General features: G+C 74.1%; 12 protein-coding genes. 10 read left to right on the top strand and 2 right to left on the bottom strand.

The window, feature by feature from the left end; genetic code table 11:
- Nucleotides 1–214 precede the first annotated feature (214 nt).
- Nucleotides 215–2,020, top strand: a complete 1,806-nt coding sequence (locus FB457_RS18430; RefSeq protein WP_145782439.1) for a coagulation factor 5/8 type domain-containing protein — start codon at nucleotides 215–217, stop codon at nucleotides 2,018–2,020.
- 78 nt (nucleotides 2,021–2,098) lie between these two features.
- On the opposite strand, the gene FB457_RS18425 is transcribed toward FB457_RS18430, so the two are convergent.
- Nucleotides 2,099–3,151, bottom strand: a complete 1,053-nt coding sequence (locus tag FB457_RS18425; RefSeq protein ID WP_145782438.1) for a LacI family DNA-binding transcriptional regulator — start codon at nucleotides 3,149–3,151, stop codon at nucleotides 2,099–2,101.
- A gap of 290 nt (nucleotides 3,152–3,441) precedes the next feature.
- Between FB457_RS18425 and FB457_RS18420 the strand changes: the two genes are divergently transcribed.
- Nucleotides 3,442–4,560, top strand: a complete 1,119-nt coding sequence (locus tag FB457_RS18420; RefSeq protein WP_486589064.1) for a hypothetical protein — start codon at nucleotides 3,442–3,444, stop codon at nucleotides 4,558–4,560.
- Nucleotides 4,561–4,603: 43 nt separating this feature from the next.
- On the opposite strand, the gene FB457_RS18415 is transcribed toward FB457_RS18420, so the two are convergent.
- A complete protein-coding gene (locus tag FB457_RS18415; RefSeq protein WP_145782436.1) occupies nucleotides 4,604–6,256 on the bottom strand; it encodes an FAD-binding oxidoreductase in 1,653 nt (550 codons plus the stop codon).
- Nucleotides 6,257–6,474: 218 nt separating this feature from the next.
- Between FB457_RS18415 and FB457_RS18410 the strand changes: the two genes are divergently transcribed.
- The 8 genes from FB457_RS18410 (at nucleotide 6,475) to FB457_RS18370 (ending at nucleotide 19,244) form a co-directional block, all read left to right on the top strand.
- Nucleotides 6,475–7,719 (top strand): beta propeller lectin, encoded by a 1,245-nt coding sequence (locus tag FB457_RS18410; protein WP_486589063.1) that lies wholly within the window; start codon nucleotides 6,475–6,477, stop codon nucleotides 7,717–7,719.
- Between the two features lie 327 nt (nucleotides 7,720–8,046).
- Nucleotides 8,047–9,069: a LacI family DNA-binding transcriptional regulator gene (locus tag FB457_RS18405; RefSeq protein ID WP_047019142.1), complete on the top strand. Its 1,023-nt coding sequence runs from the start codon at nucleotides 8,047–8,049 to the stop codon at nucleotides 9,067–9,069.
- A gap of 74 nt (nucleotides 9,070–9,143) precedes the next feature.
- Entirely contained in the window at nucleotides 9,144–10,742 is a 1,599-nt protein-coding gene (locus tag FB457_RS18400; protein ID WP_047019141.1) for an FAD-dependent oxidoreductase, read from the top strand.
- 42 nt (nucleotides 10,743–10,784) lie between these two features.
- Nucleotides 10,785–12,080 carry an ABC transporter substrate-binding protein gene (locus tag FB457_RS18395; RefSeq protein ID WP_145782435.1) on the top strand — a complete coding sequence of 432 codons (1,296 nt, stop codon included), beginning with the start codon at nucleotides 10,785–10,787 and terminating at the stop codon, nucleotides 12,078–12,080.
- 10 nt (nucleotides 12,081–12,090) lie between these two features.
- Nucleotides 12,091–13,044: a carbohydrate ABC transporter permease gene (locus FB457_RS18390; protein ID WP_047019139.1), complete on the top strand. Its 954-nt coding sequence runs from the start codon at nucleotides 12,091–12,093 to the stop codon at nucleotides 13,042–13,044.
- The gene (locus FB457_RS18385; protein ID WP_047019138.1) at nucleotides 13,034–13,873 is read left to right on the top strand and encodes a carbohydrate ABC transporter permease; all 840 of its coding nucleotides are present in this window, start codon (nucleotides 13,034–13,036) and stop codon (nucleotides 13,871–13,873) included. The genes FB457_RS18390 and FB457_RS18385 overlap by 11 nt, the downstream gene beginning before the upstream one ends.
- Nucleotides 13,874–14,766: 893 nt before the next feature.
- Nucleotides 14,767–16,689, top strand: coding sequence for a LamG-like jellyroll fold domain-containing protein (locus tag FB457_RS18375; RefSeq protein ID WP_145782493.1), 1,923 nt, complete (start codon nucleotides 14,767–14,769; stop codon nucleotides 16,687–16,689).
- A gap of 140 nt (nucleotides 16,690–16,829) precedes the next feature.
- Nucleotides 16,830–19,244: a phosphoinositide-specific phospholipase C-related protein gene (locus FB457_RS18370; RefSeq protein WP_145782433.1), complete on the top strand. Its 2,415-nt coding sequence runs from the start codon at nucleotides 16,830–16,832 to the stop codon at nucleotides 19,242–19,244.
- Nucleotides 19,245–19,305: the final 61 nt, after the last annotated feature.

Below are 19,305 nucleotides of genomic sequence, written 5' to 3'. Positions count from 1 at the left end.
AGTCAACCCGGGTTGCTTAGCATCGGGGAAGGCGGGCCCGCCTGTGCACACTCCTTGAACTCACCACGCGGCTACGGCCGTTGTGTGCGCATCCCCTTGACGGCGCGTCCCCGCGGGCGTAAACCGAATCGGGCACGAGAGAGCGCTCTCTCCCGCTGGAGCGTTCATTCCTTGAAGCCTGATCGAAGAGCCGACGACTCAGGAGACGTGACCCATGCGCGTACCCCCCACCGGTGACTCGCCCGCTCCGCCCGCCAGATCCGGCCCGTCCCGCCGCACCGTGCTCGCCGCCGCCGCGGCGGCGGCCGCGGTGCCGGCCACGGGCGCGGCGGTCTCCCAGGCGACCGCGGCGCCGCGGCGGTCCGCGGCCCGGCCGCTCGCCGACCCGGACCTCGGGCCCAACGTGATCTTCTTCGACCCGTCCTCGCCCGACATCCAGGGGCGGCTGGACCAGATCTTCCGGCAGCAGGAGTCGGCGCAGTTCGGCACCGGCCGCTACGCGCTGCTCTTCAAGCCCGGCACGTACAACGGCCTCAACGCCCAGCTCGGCTTCTACACCTCGATCATCGGCCTGGGCCTCTCCCCCGACGACACGCACATCAACGGGGACGTGACCGTGGACGCCGGCTGGTTCCAGGGCAACGCCACCCAGAACTTCTGGCGCTCCGCGGAGAACCTGTCGCTCAGCCCCGTCAACGGCACCAACCGCTTCGCCGTCTCCCAGGCCGCCCCGTTCCGCCGCATGCACGTGCGCGGCAACCTCAACCTCGCGCCCGACGGCTACGGCTGGGCCAGCGGCGGCTACATCGCCGACAGCCGCATCGACGGCACGGTGCAGCCGTACTCGCAGCAGCAGTGGTACACCCGCGGCAGCAGCATCGGCGGCTGGCTCAACGCCGTGTGGAACATGGTCTTCTCCGGCGTCGAGGGCGCCCCGGCGCAGTCCTTCCCCGACCCGCCGTACACCACTTTGGACACCACGCCGATCTCCCGCGAGAAGCCGTTCCTCTACGTCGACGGCGACGGGTACCGCGTCTTCCTCCCCGCGCTGCGCCGCAACGCCCGCGGCACCACCTGGGGCGGCGGCAGCCCGCAGGGACAGTCACTGCCGCTGTCCGACTTCCACATCGTCAAGCAGGGCGCGACCGCCGCGAGCATCAACGCGGCCCTGCGGGAGGGCAAGCACCTCCTGCTCACCCCGGGCATCTATCACGTCGACGCGCCGATCGCGATCGACCGGGCGGACACCGTGGTGCTCGGCATCGGCTACCCCACGATCATCCCGGACGGCGGGGTGCGCGCCATGACCGTCGCCGACGTCGACGGGGTACGCCTCGCCGGCTTCCTGCTGGACGCCGGGCCGCAGAACTCCGACGTGCTGCTCCAGGTCGGCCCGGACGGCTCGGCCGCGGACCACGCGAACAACCCGACGACGCTCCAGGACGTGTTCATCCGCATCGGCGGGGCGGGTCCCGGCAAGGCGACCACCAGCATGGTGATCAACAGCCGGCACGTGGTCGTCGACCACACCTGGGTGTGGCGCGCCGACCACGGCGACGGCGTCGGCTGGGAGACCAACCGGTGCGACTACGGCGTCGTGGTCAACGGCGACGACGTGCTGGCCACCGGGCTCTTCGTCGAGCACTTCAACAAGTACGACGTGCAGTGGAACGGCGAGCGCGGCCGGACGATCTTCTTCCAGAACGAGAAGGCGTACGACGCGCCGAACCAGGCCGCCATCCAGAACGGCAGCCTGCGCGGCTACGCCGCGTACAAGGTCGCCGACGACGTCGGCCAGCACGAGGGCTGGGGCATGGGCAGTTACTGCTACTACAACGTCGCCCCGAGCATCGTGCAGGAGCACGGCTTCGCCACGCCGACCGGCTCCGGGATCACGTTCCACCACATCATGGTCGTCTCGCTCGGCGGTCAGGGGCAGTACGCCCACGTGATCAACGACCACGGCGCACCGACCTCGGGTACCTCGACGATCCCCTCCAAGGTCGTCTCCTACCCCTGAGCCGCACCGGCGGGTGCGCAGGCCCCGCCCCCGGTCATGCGGACGCCGGGGGCGGGGGGGTCCCGCGGGGACCGGGCCTCAGGAGGACTCCCGTACGACGAGCGTGGGGCGGAAGACCACCGAGGGCGGCGCGGCGGCGGGCTCCCTGATCTGCCGCAGCAGCAGCCGCGCCATCTCGCACGCCATGTCCTCCACCGGCTGCCGCACGGTCGTCAGGGCCGGCTCCGACGCCTCCGCGGCCTCGCTGTCGTCGAACCCGACCACGCCCACGTCCTCCGGCACCCGGCGCCCGGCCCGCAGCAGCACCGGCACCACGCCCAGCGCCATCAGGTCGGAGGCGACGAACACCCCGTCCACTCCGGGATGTTCCCCCAGCAGCCGGCGCATCGCGGCGGCGCCGCCCGCCCGGGTGAAGTCGCCCTCCGCCCACGGCAGTCCGGCCACGCCCAGCGCGGCGAGCGCGTCGCGGAACCCCTCCAGGCGCTCCTGCGCGGCCGGCATGTCCTGCGGGCCCGCCACCGTGCAGATCAGCCGGCGCCCCTGGGCGACCAGGCGCTCCGCGGCCAGCCTGGCGCCCGCGCGCTGGTCCACCTCCACGTACGGCAGCACCGCCGCCCGGTTCGGGCGGCCGGCCAGCACGGTGGGCAGCGCCGTCTCCGAGAGCATCCGGGGCAGCGGGTCGTCGGGGTGCGAGGAGATGAGGACGACGCCGTCGACGTGTCCCTGGCGCAGGTACGCGAGCACCTGCCGCCGCGACGCGTCGTCGTCGGCGACCATCAGCACCGTCTGCATCCCGGCCGGGCGCAGCACCTGGAGCAGCCCGCTGAGGACGCGGCCGAAGTGCGGGTCGGTGAACATCCGGCCGATGAACGGCGTGGCGACGTGGCGCTGTTCGCGCTCGGAGACCACCAGCGCGACGGAGTCGGTGCGCCGGGTGACCAGGGAGCGGGCGGCCCGGTTCGGCGCGTAGCTGGTGGCGGTGATCGCCTCCTCCACCTTGCGGCGCAGCGCGGCGTCGACGGTGGACGAGCCGTTGATGACCCGCGAGGCCGTCGCCCGGGACACCCCCGCCTCCCGGGCCACGTCCTCCAGGGTGGCGGGGCGGCCGGGCGGCCGGGGTTCTGTTGCCATGCAGCCTTTATACCGTCCGGGGGGCGGCGGTGAGAGAGCGCTCTCTCCCGCACCCGGGACCGTACGCCGCCGAAATGTGACGCGTCCGACACCGCGGGCGGCGCCCGCCCGCGGCGGCGGCGCGGTGCTCCCCGGGGCGCCACCGCGCGGCTCTGCCACGGGACTTGCGCGAGCGCGCCGACGACGCCACGCTACCCGCCTGCGACCCGGCCCGGGCACCGGTTCCGGGTCGCGGATGCAGCATCATGGGGTGAAGTGCGTAGCCGAGACGACAGGGCACGATGGGCGAGATGATGCAACCCGGCGATTTCATGATGGCCACGAGGAGCCGCGGCTACTCGCCGCAGCAGGTCGACCGCGTCGTCGGCGACCTGCTCGCCGAGCGGGAGGCCGCCGTACGCCACGCCAGAGACCTGGAAGCGCGGGTGGAGGCGAGCGGGCGGCATCTGGCACAGCTCCTCGAACAGGCCGCCGCGCTGGGCCCGCAGACGTACGAGTCGCTGGGTGAGACCGCCCGCAAGCTCTTCCTGGACGCCAAGGCCGAGGCGGACCGGGTGCTCGCCCGGGCCGCGGAGGAGTGCCGGGAGCTGAAGGAGGCCGCCCGCGCCGCCGCGACCGAGCGCGCCAAGGAGTCGGAGCGGCACGCCGAGCGCATACGGGCCGACGCCGAGCAGCGGGCGCGGCAGCGGATCAAGCAGGCGCACGAGACCGCGGGGCAGATCGTCGCCGACGCGCAGCGGCAGGCGGACGCCACCCGCGAGGACGCCCGGCAGCGCGCGCAGCAGGTGACGCTGGAGGCCGCCGCGCACATCGGTGCGCAGCAGGCGGCGCAGGCCGAGCGCGAGGGCAAGCTGGCCGGCGAGACGGGCTCGCGGCTGCAGGAACTGGAGGACGCCCTGGGGGCGGCGGAGCGGCAGGCCGAGGCGGTGCGCTCGGAGTATCTGCGGCGGCGCGACGGCAACGCGAAGTACGCGACCGGGCTGCTGCGCGAGGCCGAGCTGGAGGCGGCGGACCTGCGCGACCGGGCCTGGCAGGCCGCGGAGCGGATCGAGATCCGGGCGGCGGTGGAGCAGGAACGCTACGCCAAGCGCATCGAGGAGGCGCGCACACGGCTCGCGGAGGCGCAGCAGTCGGTGGTCGCCATCGCGGACCCGGCCGGACGGCGCCTGGGCCGGCCCCAGGACCGGCAGCCGCAGGACCGGCAGCCCCAGGACCGGGAGCCGCAGCACCGGGAACCGCAGGACCGGCAGCCGCAACAGGCCGCGCAGGCACGGCAGTCCGCGCCCGGCCAGGAGGCCCGGGAGCCGCAGCCGCCCGCGCAGGCAGTCCCGCAGCAGCCGCAGCACCGGCCCCCGCCCGTACCGCCGCAGCCGGCGCAGCAGCCCGCGACCGGGCAGCCGGGGCAGTAGCGCTTCCGCCGCGGCCGCCGCCCCGCGGTGGGGCCACGCGGTGTCAGCGCTCGGGGACGAGCACCCCGGGGTTGAGGATGCCGGCCGGGTCGAGCGCCGACTTGGCGGCGGCGAGCGCCGCGGCGAAGGGGTCCGGGCGCTGCCGGTCGTACCACGGCCGGTGGTCGCGGCCGACGGCGTGGTGGTGCGTGATGGTGCCGCCGTGCGCCGCGATCGCCTCCGAGACCGCGGCCTTGATGTCGTCCCACTGCGCCACGGTGCTGCCCCAGCGGCCCGGCGCGATGACGCCGAAGTACGGCGCCGGGCCGTCCGGATAGACGTGCGTGAAGCGGCAGGTGACCACGCCCGCGCCGCCGGTGACCGCGCGCACGGCGCGGTGCGCCGCGTCGGTGACGGCGTGGTGGAGCGCGCCGAAGGCGTCCCAGGTGCAGGCGGTTTCGAAGGTCTCGGCGATCATGCCGTGCCGGGCGAGGGCGTCGCGCTGGTACGGCATCCGCAGGAACGCCGACCGCCAGGCCGCGCCCGCGCCGCCGCCGGTACCCGGCTCGCCCGGCTCCCCGGCGCCGGGCCGCCCGCCCCGCTGCGCAGCACCGCCGGACTCGTCCCGTACGCCCGACTCCCCCGGCTCGTCCGGTACGCCGCCGTGGTCGCGGCACAGCTCCAGCGCCCGCGCGAGCCGGCCGGCCACCGGGTGGTCCGCGGACTCGAAGCCCAGCACCAGTACGCCACCGCCGCTGCCGACCCCCGCGTTGACCAGTGCCTCGGCCGGGTCGAGCAGCCGGCAGTTCGCCGGGTGCAGGCCGGTCTGCGCGACCGCCCGGGTCGCCGCCACCGCCGCGGCGAAGTCATCGAAGCGCACCGACGCCCGCGCGCGCCACCGCGGCCGCGCCTGGAGCCGCAGCCACGCCTCCGTGATCACCCCGAGCGCGCCCTCGCTGCCGAGGAAGAGCCGGTCGGGCGACGGGCCCGCGCCGGAGCCCGGCAGCCGGCGGGACTCACCGGTGCCAACCGGCGCGACCACCCGCAGGGACTCCACGAGATCGTCGATGTGGGTGTGGAGGGTGGCGTAGTGGCCGCCGGCGCGGGTGGCCAGCCAGCCGCCGAGGGTGGAGAACTCGAAGGACTGCGGGAAGTGCCGCAGCGCCAGCCCGTGCGGGCGCAGTTGGGCCGCGAGCCGCGGCCCGTACACGCCCGCCTGGATGCGGGCGGCGCGGCTCGTCGCGTCCACCTCCAGCACGGCGTCCAGCCGCCCCAGGTCGAGGGTGACGGCCGGGCGCCCGTCCGTGAAGCGCGGCTCGATGCCGCCGACCACGGAACTGCCGCCGCCGTAGGGGATCGCGGCGACGCCCGCGCCGGTGCACCAGTCGAGCAGGTCGGCGACGTCGCGCTCGTGGCGCGGGCGGGCGACGAGGTCCGGCGGGTGGCGCAGGTCGCCGTGGAGGTTGCGTACGACGTCGCGGAACGCCTTGCCGTGGGTGTGCGCGGCGCGGTCCCCGGGGTCGGCGGAGCAGAGGCCGGCCAGCGCGGCGGGCGGCTCGACCCGGGGCGGGGGCAGGCCGAGGGCGGCGACGGGCGGGGGCGCGTGGTCGACGGGCTCGGCGCTCGACAGCAGCCGCACCCGGTCGAGCAGTGCGGCGAGTTCGGTGCCCCGCACGGCGTCCTCGACGGTGCCCCAGCCCCACCACGATCGCGTCATAGGCCCCTCCTTCCCCCGCGCCCGGGGCCGAATCCGGCCGCATCATGGCTGGAATTCCCCCCACGTGATCACCCCTTCAGGCGTCTCCGCGGTCTTGACAGCCGCCGCACGGCCGGGGCGCGGCATAGCCTCAAACGACGATCGACTGCCGGGGGGCAGGGTGTTACCAACGAGGGGCACCGCACGGGGACAGCACCGTGCCATCTGAAGGGGATGACGTGACGCACTTCCGACACGACGGCGGTTCCGCATTCCGGGACCCGCCGCCGCACGGCGTGATCGCCGTCGAACACGTGGTGAGGTCCCCCCAGGTCGTCGCGCTCGAAACGGGGCCGGCGGCCTCTGACCCGGAGGCCACGATGCCGCAATCGGACGCCCCTTCCCAGGCGGGTGCGCTCTTCACCGGACCGGACGGAACGGTGTGTTCACTGTCGGCGGCGGACGGCGGACCCTGGCGCGGGCCCACTGTCGTCGCACCCGCGGGGAGTTGCCGTCCCGGCGCCCCCGTCAGGCTGGCCCACCGCGCGTCCGCCGGCCGGCTGGACGCGGCGTACGCGGGCAGGGACGGGTCGATTCAAGTCATGTCGTCCGTACGGAACCGGGGTTGGCACGCCCCGGCGGCGGTCGCCCCGCCGGGGACCTGCCCGCCCGGCGCCGCCGTCACGCTCGGGCACCAGCGGACGCGGGACCAGTTGGACGCCCTGTGCACCGGGGCCGACGGCGCGGTACTGACGCTGTGGGCCGCGGGCGGTGAGCCGTGGCGCGGGCCCGCGCCCCTCACCCCGCCCGGCACCTGCGCGCCCGGTACCCCGGTCGGGCTGGGCCGGAGCGGTCCCGCCGAGCGGCTGGAGGCGGTGTTCGCGGGTGCCGACGGGTCCGTACAGGTGCTGTGGGCGGACGTCGACCACCCGTGGCACGGGCCCGCCGTCCTGGCCCCGCCCGGCACCTGCGCGCCGGGCACGGGGGTGACGCTCGCGTCCCAGGCCGACGCCGGCCGGCTGACCGCGCTGTTCACCGGCGCGGACGGCTCGGTGCAGGTCATGCTGGCCGACGGCGGCGGCCCGTGGACCGGTCCCGAGGTCGTCGCGCCCGCGGGCAACTGCGCGCCCGGCTCACCGGTCTCGCTCGCGTACGGGAAGTCCGCGGAGCGGCTGACCGCGATGGTCGCCGGCGTCGACGGCTCGGTGCTGGCGCTGTCGGCGGGCGGCGAGGAGGGCTGGCGCGGTCCTGTGACCGCCGCCCCGCCGGGCATGTGCGCGCCGGCGACCGCGATCGGCCTCGGGCAGCGGGCGGCGGCGCAGCGGCTGGACGCGGTCTTCGCGGGCGCGGACGGCGCGGTGCACGCCACGTGGACGCTGCGGGACGGGAGCTGGCGCGAGCCGGAGGAGATCGCGCCGCCGGGGTCCGCGGCGCGCGGGGCGGCCGTGTCGCTGACCCACCGGGGGCCCGTGCCCGGCGCGTGAGGGCGCGGCCGGGGCCCGGTGCCGCTCGCGGCCGCTGCCGCGAGGGCCCGTGGCCGCCCTTCCTCGGTCCGGGACCGGCGGGCCGCAGCGACGGCGAAGGCGGGCCGGTCCGCGTCCGGTTGGCCGCCGCCACGGCCGCGCGGTACGCATTCCCCCGCGTATGCCACGAACTTGGTGCAATCGGGGCGCCCATCCCCTCGGTAATCTGCTAATTCGCATTACCACTGCTGCAACACCCCTTGACGGCCCTCCGCGGGCAGCTCTAGGTTCCTCGCACAACAGTCAGGCAATACGCATTAGCTACCCACTGTGAAGGCCCCGACTCCCATGCCAGAAGCCCCCGGCAGGCTCACCCAGCGCGACATCGCCCGGCTCGCCGGCGTCAGTCAGACCACGGTCTCGCTCGTGCTCAACGACCGCCCCGACGCCGCCCGGATCGCCCCCGAGACCCGCGAGCGGGTGCTGCGCGTGATCCGCGAGACCGGCTACGCCGCCGACCCCATGGCCCGCCGGCTGACCAAGCAGCTCAACCAGATACTCGGGGTCTTCACCTACGAGCCCGTCTTCCCCAGCACCAGCGCCGACTTCTACCACCCGTTCCTGCGCGGCATCGAGGAGAGCGCCGAGCGCAGCGGCTGCGACCTGCTGCTCTTCACCTCCGCCCCGGTGACTGCCGGGCGGCGGCGCATCTTCCACGAGAACAACCGGCTGCGGGTCGCGGACGGCTGCGTGCTCCTCGGCCGCGAGATCCCGCACGAGGAGCTGAGCCGGCTGGTCGCCGAGCGCTACCCCTTCGTCTGCGTGGGCCGCCGCGACGACGCGGACGGCGGGCCCGTGCCGTACATCGGCGCCGACTACGTCTCCGCCACCGCCCGGCTCGTGGAGCGGGTGCGGGCCCTGGGGCACCGGCGGCTGGCGTTCGCCGGGCCGGGCGCGGGCGCGGAGTCGTCCGACGACCGGCTCACCGGCTTCCGGCAGGTGGCAGGATCCGGCGCGCCGCACCTGGGGGCGCGCGGGGAGCCGGCCGCGGAGCAGTTGGAGCAGTTGCTCGACGCGGGGGTGACCGCGGTGTTCGTGGAGTTCCTGCACGACGCGGTCAAGCTGTACGAGGCGGCTGCGGCCCGCGGCCTGGACGTACCGCGGGATCTGTCGATGCTGGCGCTCGGCGACCCCACCGCGCCGGTGGACCCGCCGGTGGACTTCACCGGCTTCCGGCTGCGCCGCACCGAGATGGGCCGGCAGGCCGTCGACCTGCTCACCGGCATGCTGCACGGCCGGGCGGAGCACACCCGCCGGCTGCTGGACTGCCGCCTCGTCGAGGGCGTCACGCTCGCCGCCCCCGCCCGCTGACACCCCTGCCCGCGACCCACCTGCCCGCGACCCACCTGCCCCCACCTCCCACTCAGCACCCCAAGGAGTAGCCCATGCACGCGGACGTCCTCGTCGTCGGCGGCGGCACCGGAGGCGTCGCCGCAGCGCTCGGCGCGCTGCGCGCCGGCCGCTCGGTGATCCTCACCGAGGAGTACGAGTGGCTGGGCGGCCAGCTCACCAGCCAGGCCGTGCCCCCCGACGAGCACACCTGGATCGAGCAGTTCGGCGCCACCGCCTCGTACCGGGCGCTGCGCGACGGCATCCGCGACTACTACCGCCGCCACTACCCGCTCACGGCCGCCGCCCGCGCCAAGCCGGACCTCAACCCGGGTGCCGGGCACGTCAGCCGGCTCTGCCACGAGCCGCGGGTGGCCGTCGCGGTGATCGACGAGCTGCTGGCCCCGTACCGCGGCGCGGGCCGGCTGACCGTGCTGCAGCCCTACCGCCCGGTGGCCGCGGAGACGGACGGCGACCGGGTCGTCTCGGTGACGGTGGAGCGCCCCGGCGGCGGCGAGCCGCTGGTGCTCACCGCGCCGTACGTGCTGGACGCCACCGAGACCGGCGAACTGCTGCCGCTGACCGGCACCGAGTACGTCACCGGCTTCGAGTCCGGCGCCGAGACCGGCGAGCCAAGCGGCCCGGACGAGGCACAGCCGCTCAACATGCAGGCGGTGTCGTACTGCTTCGCGGTCGACCACGTCGACGGCGACCACACCATCGACCGGCCCGCCTCGTACGGCTTCTGGCGCGACTACGAGCCGGAGTTCTGGGGCGCTCCGCTGCTCTCCTGGCGGGCCCCGCACCCGCGGACGCTGGAGCTGGTGGAGCGCGAGTTCACCCCGAACCCGGGCGACGACCCGCTCGCCGTCGTCGCCGACCAGCGGCGCAGCGGCGGGGACACGAACCTGTGGACGTTCCGGCGGATCGCCGCCCGCGACCAGTTCGCGCCCGGGACGTACGCCAGCGACGTCACGCTCGTCAACTGGCCGATGGTCGACTACTTCGAGGCCCCGGTGATCGACGTGCCGGACGCGGCGGCGCGGCTGGAGGAAGCCCGCGGGCTGTCGCTGTCGCTGCTGTACTGGATGCAGACCGAGGCCCCGCGGCCCGACGGCGGCACCGGCTTCCCCGGCCTGCGGCTGCGCGGCGACGTCACCGGCGGCGGCGCGGACGGGCTGGCGATGGCCCCGTACATCCGCGAATCGCGGCGCATCCGGGCCGAGTACACCGTCGTGGAGCAGGACCTGTCGCTCGACGTGCGCGGCGGCAAGGGTGCGGTGAGCTACCCGGACTCGGTCGGCATCGGCATGTACCGCATCGACCTGCACCCCTCCACCGGCCGCGACACCTACATCGACGTGCCGTCCAGCCCGTTCGAGATCCCGCTCGGCGCGCTGCTTCCGCAGCGCACGGAGAACCTGGTCCCCGCCGGCAAGAACATCGGCACCACCCACATCACCAACGGCTGCTACCGCCTGCACCCCGTCGAGTGGAACATCGGCGAGGCCGCCGGGCTGCTCGCGGCCCACTGCCTCACGCACGGCCTCACCCCCCGCGCCGTACGCAACACCCCCCGCCTTCTCCAGGACTTCCAGCGCACGCTGACCGCCCACGGCGTCGAACTGCGCTGGCCCGACATCAGCGGTTACTGACCGGCGGTCACCGACCGACCCGACATCACAGGAGGCACCCGCATGTCTTCGTCAACACGGCATCGCACCCGGCCCGGCCGGGGAACACTCGTCCGCGGAAGGCCCGTCGCCCTCGCCGCCGCCGGCCTGCTCGCACTCACCGCGTGCGGCGGCTCCGACGGCGGCTCCGGCTCCGACGGCGGCCCGGTCACGCTGCGCATGACCATCTGGACCGGCAACGAGGAGCATCTGAAGCTGCTGAACTCGATCGCCGCGGACTACCGCAAGAAGAACCCGGACGTGAAGGAGATCAAGTTCGACACCCTGCCGGTCGAGAGCTACACCACCGCGCTGACCACCCAGATAGCCGGCGGCAAGGCCCCGGACCTGGCCTGGATCTTCGAGAACTCTGCGCCCGACTTCGTCGCCTCCGGCGCGCTCGCCGAGATCGAGGACGACGAGGACGTGCTGCCGGCGGCGAAGAAGCTGTGGCAGCACGAGGGCAAGCTCTACGCCTACCCCTTCTCCACCTCCCCGTTCGGCGTCTTCGTCAACACCGACATGCTGAAGGAGGCCGGCCAGCCCGCCCCGGCCGAGCTGATCGAGCAATCCAAGTGGACCTGGGAGGAGGTGGCGAAGGTCGGCGGCGCGGTACGGGCCGAGACCGGCGAGGCCGGCATGGTCATCCGCGACTTCGACTACAAGATGTGGGACAACCTCGCCACCGTCTGGGACGGCTGGGGCGCCGAGCCCTGGAGCGAGGACGGCAGAACCTGCGCGTTCGACGAGCCGGAGATGACCGAGGCGATGACCTTCCTGCACGACGCGATCTTCGCCGACGAGGCGATGCCCGCGCCGGGCACCACCGCGGACTTCTTCGCCGGCGAGGCGGCGATGACCGTCACCCAGATCAGCCGCGCCTCGCTGCTGGACGACAGCTTCGGCTGGGACTTCGTGCCGCTGCCGGAGGGCCCCGCCGGCTCGTACGACGTGATCGGGCAGGCCGGTCTCGGAGTCCTGGGCAACGGCGACAACGTGGAGGAGGCCGTCGACTTCCTGGCGTTCATGACGAACGAGAAGAACTCCGCCGCACTCGGCCGCTACTTCCCGCAGGCCCGCGCCTCCCAACTGGACGCGGACACCCTCGCCACGAGCAACCCGCAGCTCAAGCCCGCGCAGCTCGAAGAGGTCGTCATCGGCGGCATCGAGAACGGGAAGGTCAAGCCCACCCACACCAACCAGGCCGAGCTCTTCGACGCCGTACGCGCCGCGCTCGACCCGCTCTGGAAGCCGGACGCCGACGTGGCGAAGACGCTCCAGGACGTCTGCTCGGCGATCCAGCCGCAACTGGAGAAGTGACGGCGCCGCCATGGCGACCCTGGAACGCGCCCGGACCAAGGCGGCGGACCCGCGCCCGCGCGGGGACGGCTCCCGGCGGCCCTTCTGGACCGCCCGCCGCCGGGACCAGTTGGCCGGCTACCTGTTCATCGCCCCGCAGTTGCTGGGCAGCGTCCTGTTCGTCCTCATCCCGCTGGTCCTGGTCTTCTGGTACAGCTTCCACGAGTGGAACGTGCTGGCCGGCAGCTTCCACGGGGTCGGCGCGGACAACTACCGGGCGCTGGCCGACGACCCCAAGCTGCCGGGCGTGCTGCGCGCCACCGCGTTCTTCTCCGTCGGCCTGGTGGTGCTGAACCTGAGCCTCGCGCTGGCGCTCGCAGTGCTGCTCAACCAGAAGCTGCGCGGCAGCATCGTCCTCCGCACGCTGTTCTTCTCGCCCGTCGTGGTCTCGCTGGTCGCCTGGACGATCGTGTGGGGCTTCCTGCTGCAGAAGAACGGCGGCATCAACGCCGGGCTCGACCTGATCGGCGTCGAGGGGCCCAACTGGCTGCGCGGCGAGACCTCGTCGATGATCTCGGTGGTCGTCGTGCAGGTCTTCAAGAACGTGGGCCTGAACATGGTCCTGTTCCTGGCCGCGCTGCAGGGCGTGCCGCGGGAGCTGTACGAGGCCGCCACGGTGGACGGCGCCGGGCGGTGGCGGCAGTTCCTCCGCATCACGGTGCCGCTGATCAGCCCGACGATCCTGCTGACCTCGATCATCACGGTGGTCGGCTCGCTCCAGGTGTTCGCCCAGATCGCCGTGCTCACCCAGGGCGGCCCCGGCAACTCCACCACGGTCCTCGTCTACTACCTCTACCAGCAGGCGTTCGAGTTCCACCACTTCGGCTACGGCGCGACGCTCTCCGTGCTGCTCTTCCTCATCGTGCTCGTGCTCACCGTCGTGCAGTGGCAGATGCGCAAGAAGTGGGTCTTCCATGAGTCATAAGCTGCCCCGGCGCGCCAGGCTCGTGCTCTACGGGGTGCTGCTGGTGCTCCTCGTCCCGTTCGTCTTCCCGACGTGGTGGATGGTGACGTCCTCGCTGAAGCCGGCGAGCGAGATCTTCGCGTTCCCGCCGTCGCTGCTCCCCGGCGACCCCGGGTTCGGCGCGTACGAGCGGGTCTTCGACCTCCAGCCGTTCGCGCAGCAGTACTGGAACAGCATGTACATCGCGGTGGTGGTGACGATCGGCACGCTCGCGGTGTCGTCGATGGCCGGCTACGCGTTCGCGCGCATCCGCTTCCGCGGCCAGAACGCGCTGTTCCTGGTGGTCCTCACCGGCCTGCTGATCCCCAGCGAGGTCACCATCGTGCCGCTCTTCCAGATGTTCAACGACTGGGGGCTGACGGACACCCACTGGCCGCTGGTCCTGGTGCCGATCCTCGGCGCGCCGAGCGTGCTGGCGACGTTCATCATGCGGCAGTTCTTCATCACGCTGCCGGCCGAGCTGGAGGAGGCGGCGCGGATGGACGGCCTGGGCCGCTTCGCCCTCTACTGGCGCATCGCGCTGCCGCTGGCGCGGCCGGCGCTGGCGGCGGTCGGGATCTTCACGTTCCTGCACAGCTGGAACCTGTACCTGGAGCCGATCGTGTACCTCTCCACGCCGGAGAAGTTCACGCTGCCGCAGGCGCTGACGCAGTTCACCGACGCCTACGGCGGCCCGATGTGGGACGTGCAGCTCGCCGCCGCGTCGCTGACCGCGCTGCCGGTGCTGGCCGTGTTCGTCTTCGCGCAGCGCCAGTTCGTGGAGGGCCTCGCGCACACCGGTCTGAAGTGACCGCCTTCCCTTCCCGTACGTCCCCTCCTGCCACGGGAGCCGTCATGTCCTCATCTGCCCTGAACCGCGCGGCGTGCTGCTCGGCGCCGCCGCCGGCGGCACGGCGCTCGCCCTCGGCGGCCTCACCGCCGGAGCCGCCGGAGCCGCCGTCCCCTCCGCCGCCGCACCGTCCGGCGGTCCGTTGTGGGACCCGGTCCGCTTCGGCTCGACGTACACCGCCCGGCCGCCGGACCCCGGTGCCGTACTCCTCGGCGGCGCACGCGACTTCCCGTACGGCGACGGCGGCGGCGTCGTCCTCGTCCCGGCCGGTACGTACCTGCTGACCGGGCCCGTCGACGTGCACGACTCGGTGCGCATCGTCAGGTTCGGCGCCCGGCGGCCGGTGTTCGTGCTCGGCTCGGCCACCCCCGGGTACGCCGCGGGACGGCCCGCGACGTGTTCGCCTTCCGGCGGCGACCGGTCGGCGGGCCCGTGTCGTACGCGCACAACGGCACCTTCGGTTCGGGCCTGGTCAACCTCGACATCCGGATCGGCCCCGCAACCCGGAGGCGATCGCCGTGCGCTTCGGCGGCGCGCAGCTGTGCCTGCTCCAGGACCTCGACATCGACGCGGGTGACGCCCGCGCGGGCATCGACCACAACGCGAACCAGATCTACCAGGTCCGGGTGCGCGGCGGCGGGGGCGGGCTGCACGCGTACGCCGCATCCGCGGGCTGGCAGACGACGCTGCTGGACTGCCGCTTCGAGGGGCAGTGCCGGGCGGCGGTGCGGAGCGGGCCGTCCGGGGCCGCTTTGGTACGGCGAAGAACATGCGTCGTTCAGGTACGTGCCATCCCGCGGCCACGGATGATCAGCACAGTGCCGCTGACACCACGTCTCGCGGACGGAGTTCCCATGGGCCGGACAACTGAAGAGGAAGAGGACCGCGGCGGGCAGCGCACCCGCCTCGACAGACGGGCGCTGCTCCAGAGCGCCGTCGCCGTGCCGGCCGCCGGCGCGGTGGCGGCGCTGGCGGCCGACCCCGCGGTGGCGGCCGGCGGCGCCGCGCCGGGGGCGGCCGGGACCGGCGGACGGCACGGGTACGACGCCGAGAGCCCGCGCTTCGCGCTGGCCGTGCTGCCGGACACGCAGTACCTCTTCGACGCCGACAGCGCCGACCCCGAGCCGCTGCGCGCCACGTTCCGGTACCTGACCGCCGAGCGCGGGAAGGCGAACATCGCGTTCATGGCGCACCTCGGGGACGTCACCGAGCACGGCACGGCCGACGAGCTCCGGCTGGCCGCCGCCACCTTCCGCGCCCTGGACGGCTCGGTTCCGTACAGCGTGCTCGCGGGCAACCACGACGTCGACGGCTCCCAGGACGACCAGCGGGGCGACAGCCCGTACCTCGACGACTTCGGCCCGGACCGCTACCGGCGCATGCCGACGTTCCGCGGCGCCTCCGACGACGGCTACAACACCTGCCATGTGCTGCGCGGCGGCGGGCGCGAGTGGCTGGTGCTGGCGCTGGACTGGCGGATCTCCGACCGCGGGCTGCGCTGGGCGCAGGGCGTCCTGGACCGGTTCCCGAAGCTGCCGGCGATCCTGACCACGCACGACCTGGCCTGGTCCGGCGACGACGGCGCGGCACAGCTCTCCGACCACGGGCGGCGGCTGTGGGACGGGCTGATCCGCGGCAACGACCAGATCTTCCTGGCGCTGGGCGGGCACTACTGGCCGCCGGGGCGCACGGTGCTGACCAACGACGCGGGCAACGATGTCCACGTGCACCTCACGAACTACCAGGACCGCTACTACGGCGGCGCCGGGATGATCCGGCTGTACGGCTTCGACCTGGCGCGCGGCGTGATCGACGTGGAGACGTTCTCGCCGTGGTTCCTGGCCCGCGACCCGGGGCGCAGGTCGCCGCTGGCGGCGGAGACGGTGGAGCTGACAGGGCCGGCCGACCGGTTCTCGATGGAGATCGGCTTCACCGGGCGGTTCGCCGGCTTCGCCCCGCCCGTACGGCCGCGGCCCCGGCCGCCGGCCACGGTGCTGCCGCGCGGCACGGTCGCGTACTGGCGCTTCGACGCCGACGGCCTCGCCGCGGCCGGCCGGGACGGCGAGCCGGTCGCCGACGGGGCACGCGCCCGGGACCTCAGCGGCAACGGCAACGACCTGACCGTACGGCGGCTGCACGACAGCGGCCCCGCGGCGCTGACCTGGTCGGACGGCCACCACGAGGGCCAGCCGGCGCACGCGAGCCTGCGCTTCGACGGCGGGAAGGGCCCGGATCGCGGCGCGGTCCTGACCACGGCGGCGGGCGCGCCGCTCAACAGCGAGAAGTTCACGTCCGGCTACACGATCGAGACGTTCGTCAAGCTGCCCGAGCCCTTCGAGGGCGACCACGCCTGGATGGGGATCCTGAGCTGGGAGGGCCGCAACGGCGACGCCGGCAAGACCACGGGCTGGTCGCCGGACGAGCCGACGTGCAGCCTCAACCTCTCCCCCGAGCGGTTCCTCCAGTACGTCGTCTATCCGCACCGCCAGGACGCCGATCCCACTTCGTGGAGCCACACACTGCCGGTGGGCCGCTGGATGCACCTGGCCGTCGTCAACGACGGCCGCCGCACGGTCGTCTACGTGGACGGCTCGAAGATCGCCCGCAATCCCGCGCAGCGCTCGACCGGCATCGCCACCCTCGGCAAGCCGTTCGTCGTCGGGGCCACGCAGTTCGACGAGAAGTTCGGGCAGGGCTTCTACGGCTGGATCGGCGACACCCGCATCGTGGCCCGGGCGCTGGCCCCGCGGGACTTCCTGGCCCCCGCCGCCCCCTGACGCCGTGCCCGCCGCCGGAACCCGCCGCCGGGCCGGTCCGGGCCCGCTCCGGGCCGGGTCCGGCGGCGGGTCCGATCGCGGCCGGGACGTTTCCTGCGCGCACCCCCTAGGCTCAAGGGGTAACAGCAGGCAGGAAGCGTATGACCTCGTTCGACAAGCTCAGAGCCCGGCTCGCCCACGCGGTGCGGCGGGTCGGCGAGGCCGCGCCGCCGCGGAACGCCGCCGTCCTGCGGTGGCTCGCCTTCGTGGTGGCGGCGCTCGCCACCGCGGTGCTGGTCATCGCGGGTACGGCCCGCTCCACCGTCGCCGACGCCGGCTTCTACCGGGCCGCGCTCGACCGGGAGCACGCCTACGACCGGCTCTACGACCAGGTGCTCGTCGACCCCGAGGCATCGGGCGTCACCCGCGACCTGCTCGCCCGGCTGCCCGTGCCCGAGTCCGTCGTCACCTCGAACCTGAAGACGGTGCTGCCGCCGACCACCGCGCGGGCCCTGGCCGAGGACGTCATCGGGGACGCGGTGGCCTACCTGCGCGGCGAGAAGGACGACCTGACCCTGGAGGTCGACCTGCGGCCGGTGCTCGACAACCTGGGCGCGGTGGGCAACGTCCACTTCGCCGACGTCGTCGCGAACCTCCAGGACAAGCCCGCCCCCGACTACGCCGCCTTCCAGTCCGACCTGGGCGAGGCCGTAGACCGGATCGCCGACGGCGAGCGCCCCGAGGGCCTGCCGACCCTCGACCTCACCGAGGCGCAGGCGAGGACCGCCACCGACACCGTGCTGCGGGCCGTACCCGCGGACGAGCGGGCGGAACTGCGCCCGCGGCTGCTCGCCGCGCTCGGCGTCGGGGACCTGGCCACGGCGCTCGCGGAGGTCGGGCCCGCGCTCTTCTCCGGGCGGGAGGAGAGCGCGTCCTCCGCGTTGCGGAACACGGCGGACGGGGTGTCGTGGGACCTGGCCTCCGAGTTCGGCTCCGGCGGCGACGAGCTGGGCCCGGCGCGGGAGGCCCGCGCCTTCACCAAGCTGGGCCTCGGCTGGGTGCAGACCGGCGCGATCCTGCTGGGGCTGGCCTCCCTGGGCGTGCTGTGGCGGTACGGGCCACGCGCCCCGGGCCGCCGGCTGGTGCGCATCGGCGGGACACTGGCATGCGGCGGTGCACTGACCTTCGTGCTGGCACTGGTGGTGCGCGGGAACGTCGGCGGCAACATCGCCGCCGCACCGCGGAACTGGCCGGACACCGCCGCCCGGCTCCTTGACGACGTACAGCGCACCGCGCTCGACCGGCTCTACACGGTCGCCCTGACGACCGCGGCGGTACCGCTGACGGCGGGAGTGCTGCTGACCGCCGGCGGCTGGCTGTGGCACCGCAGGGCGACCGCTATCGCCGCCGCACGGACCGCGGCGGCCGAGCGGGACGCGGAGGCGGTGGCGGGCGCGGAGCCGGCGACCGGGGAGGCCGGCGGGCCGGAGGCCGTTGCGACGCCGGAGACAGGTCAAGCAGACGGTGGGGAGGCGGGCCCGGCCGGTGCCGCCTGGCCGCCCGTGCCCGCGCCCGTGTCGCCCCTGCCGCCGCGCTACCGCTGGGGCGCGGTCGGCGTCGTCGCCGCCGCGCTGGCCGGCGCCGTCTTCGTCCCCAACGCCTTCGGCGGTGAGTCCGACCGCCGCTGCAACGGGCGCGAGGAGCTGTGCGAGCTGCGCTACGACGAGGTGGCCCAGCTCGCCTCGCACAACGCGATGGCCACCTCCCAGGACCGGTTCATCGCCCCGCTCCAGGACCCGTCGATCACCGGCCAGCTCAACGACGGCGTCCGCGCCCTGCTCATCGACACCCACCGCTGGGAGACACCGCCGGAGATCACCGACCGGCTGGCGGAGTCGGACTTCACCCCGACCATGCAGCGGCAGATCCGCTCCGTGCTCAACACCGTCGACCCGCCCCGCAAGGGCGAATGGCTGTGCCACGCCGTCTGCCGCGGCGGCGCGCTGCCGCTGGTCCCGGAGCTCCAGAAGATCGGCGACTGGCTGGAGCAGAACCCGTCCGACGTCGTCACGCTGGTGGTCCAGGACGGCATCAGCGGCGCCGACACCCGCACGGCGATGCGCCAGGCCGGGCTGGAGGACCTGGCGTTCACGCCGGCAGACGACCCGGACGAGCCGTGGCCCACGCTCGGCGAGATGATCGACGAGGACCGGCGCCTGGTGGTGTTCGCGGAGAAGGCGGACGGCCCGGCGCCCTGGTACCGCAACTTCTACCGGTACGGCATGGAGACCCCGTTCGCGTTCCGTACGCCCGAGGACATGACCTGCACGGCGAACCGCGGCGGCGAGGACAAGCAGCTGTTCCTCATGAACCACTTCATCACCAACAGCGGCGGCAGCCGCCTGGACGCCGGCCGGATCAACGCCCGCGACTTCGTGCTCGACCGGGCCCGGGAGTGCGAGCGGGTGCGCGGCCGGCCGGTGAACCTGGTGGCCGTCGACTACGCCACGATCGGCGACGCCCGCGGCGCCGTGAAAGTACTCAACGACGAGCGCCTCGCCCGCCGCGAGGGCTGAGCGGCGCGGCGCCCCGTACCCGGGGCCGACGGCGTACGGGCGGCGTGCCGGCGCCGCCGTA

Source organism: Streptomyces sp. CNZ287, from assembly GCF_007827615.1.
The sequence above is the reverse complement of the archived record's forward strand: the minus strand, read 5'-3'. Positions and strand labels throughout refer to the sequence as shown.

Excerpts from the sequence above, each read along its gene's own strand:
- FB457_RS18430 (WP_145782439.1), top strand. The coding sequence starts at position 215 with ATGCGCGTACCCCCCACCGGTGACTCGCCCGCTCCGCCCGCCAGATCC.
- FB457_RS18425 (WP_145782438.1), bottom strand. The coding sequence starts at position 3,151 with ATGGCAACAGAACCCCGGCCGCCCGGCCGCCCCGCCACCCTGGAGGAC.
- FB457_RS18420 (WP_486589064.1), top strand. The coding sequence starts at position 3,442 with ATGATGCAACCCGGCGATTTCATGATGGCCACGAGGAGCCGCGGCTAC.
- FB457_RS18415 (WP_145782436.1), bottom strand. The coding sequence starts at position 6,256 with ATGACGCGATCGTGGTGGGGCTGGGGCACCGTCGAGGACGCCGTGCGG.
- FB457_RS18405 (WP_047019142.1), top strand. The coding sequence starts at position 8,047 with ATGCCAGAAGCCCCCGGCAGGCTCACCCAGCGCGACATCGCCCGGCTC.
- FB457_RS18400 (WP_047019141.1), top strand. The coding sequence starts at position 9,144 with ATGCACGCGGACGTCCTCGTCGTCGGCGGCGGCACCGGAGGCGTCGCC.
- FB457_RS18395 (WP_145782435.1), top strand. The coding sequence starts at position 10,785 with ATGTCTTCGTCAACACGGCATCGCACCCGGCCCGGCCGGGGAACACTC.
- FB457_RS18390 (WP_047019139.1), top strand. The coding sequence starts at position 12,091 with ATGGCGACCCTGGAACGCGCCCGGACCAAGGCGGCGGACCCGCGCCCG.
- FB457_RS18385 (WP_047019138.1), top strand. The coding sequence starts at position 13,034 with ATGAGTCATAAGCTGCCCCGGCGCGCCAGGCTCGTGCTCTACGGGGTG.
- FB457_RS18375 (WP_145782493.1), top strand. The coding sequence starts at position 14,767 with ATGGGCCGGACAACTGAAGAGGAAGAGGACCGCGGCGGGCAGCGCACC.
- FB457_RS18370 (WP_145782433.1), top strand. The coding sequence starts at position 16,830 with ATGACCTCGTTCGACAAGCTCAGAGCCCGGCTCGCCCACGCGGTGCGG.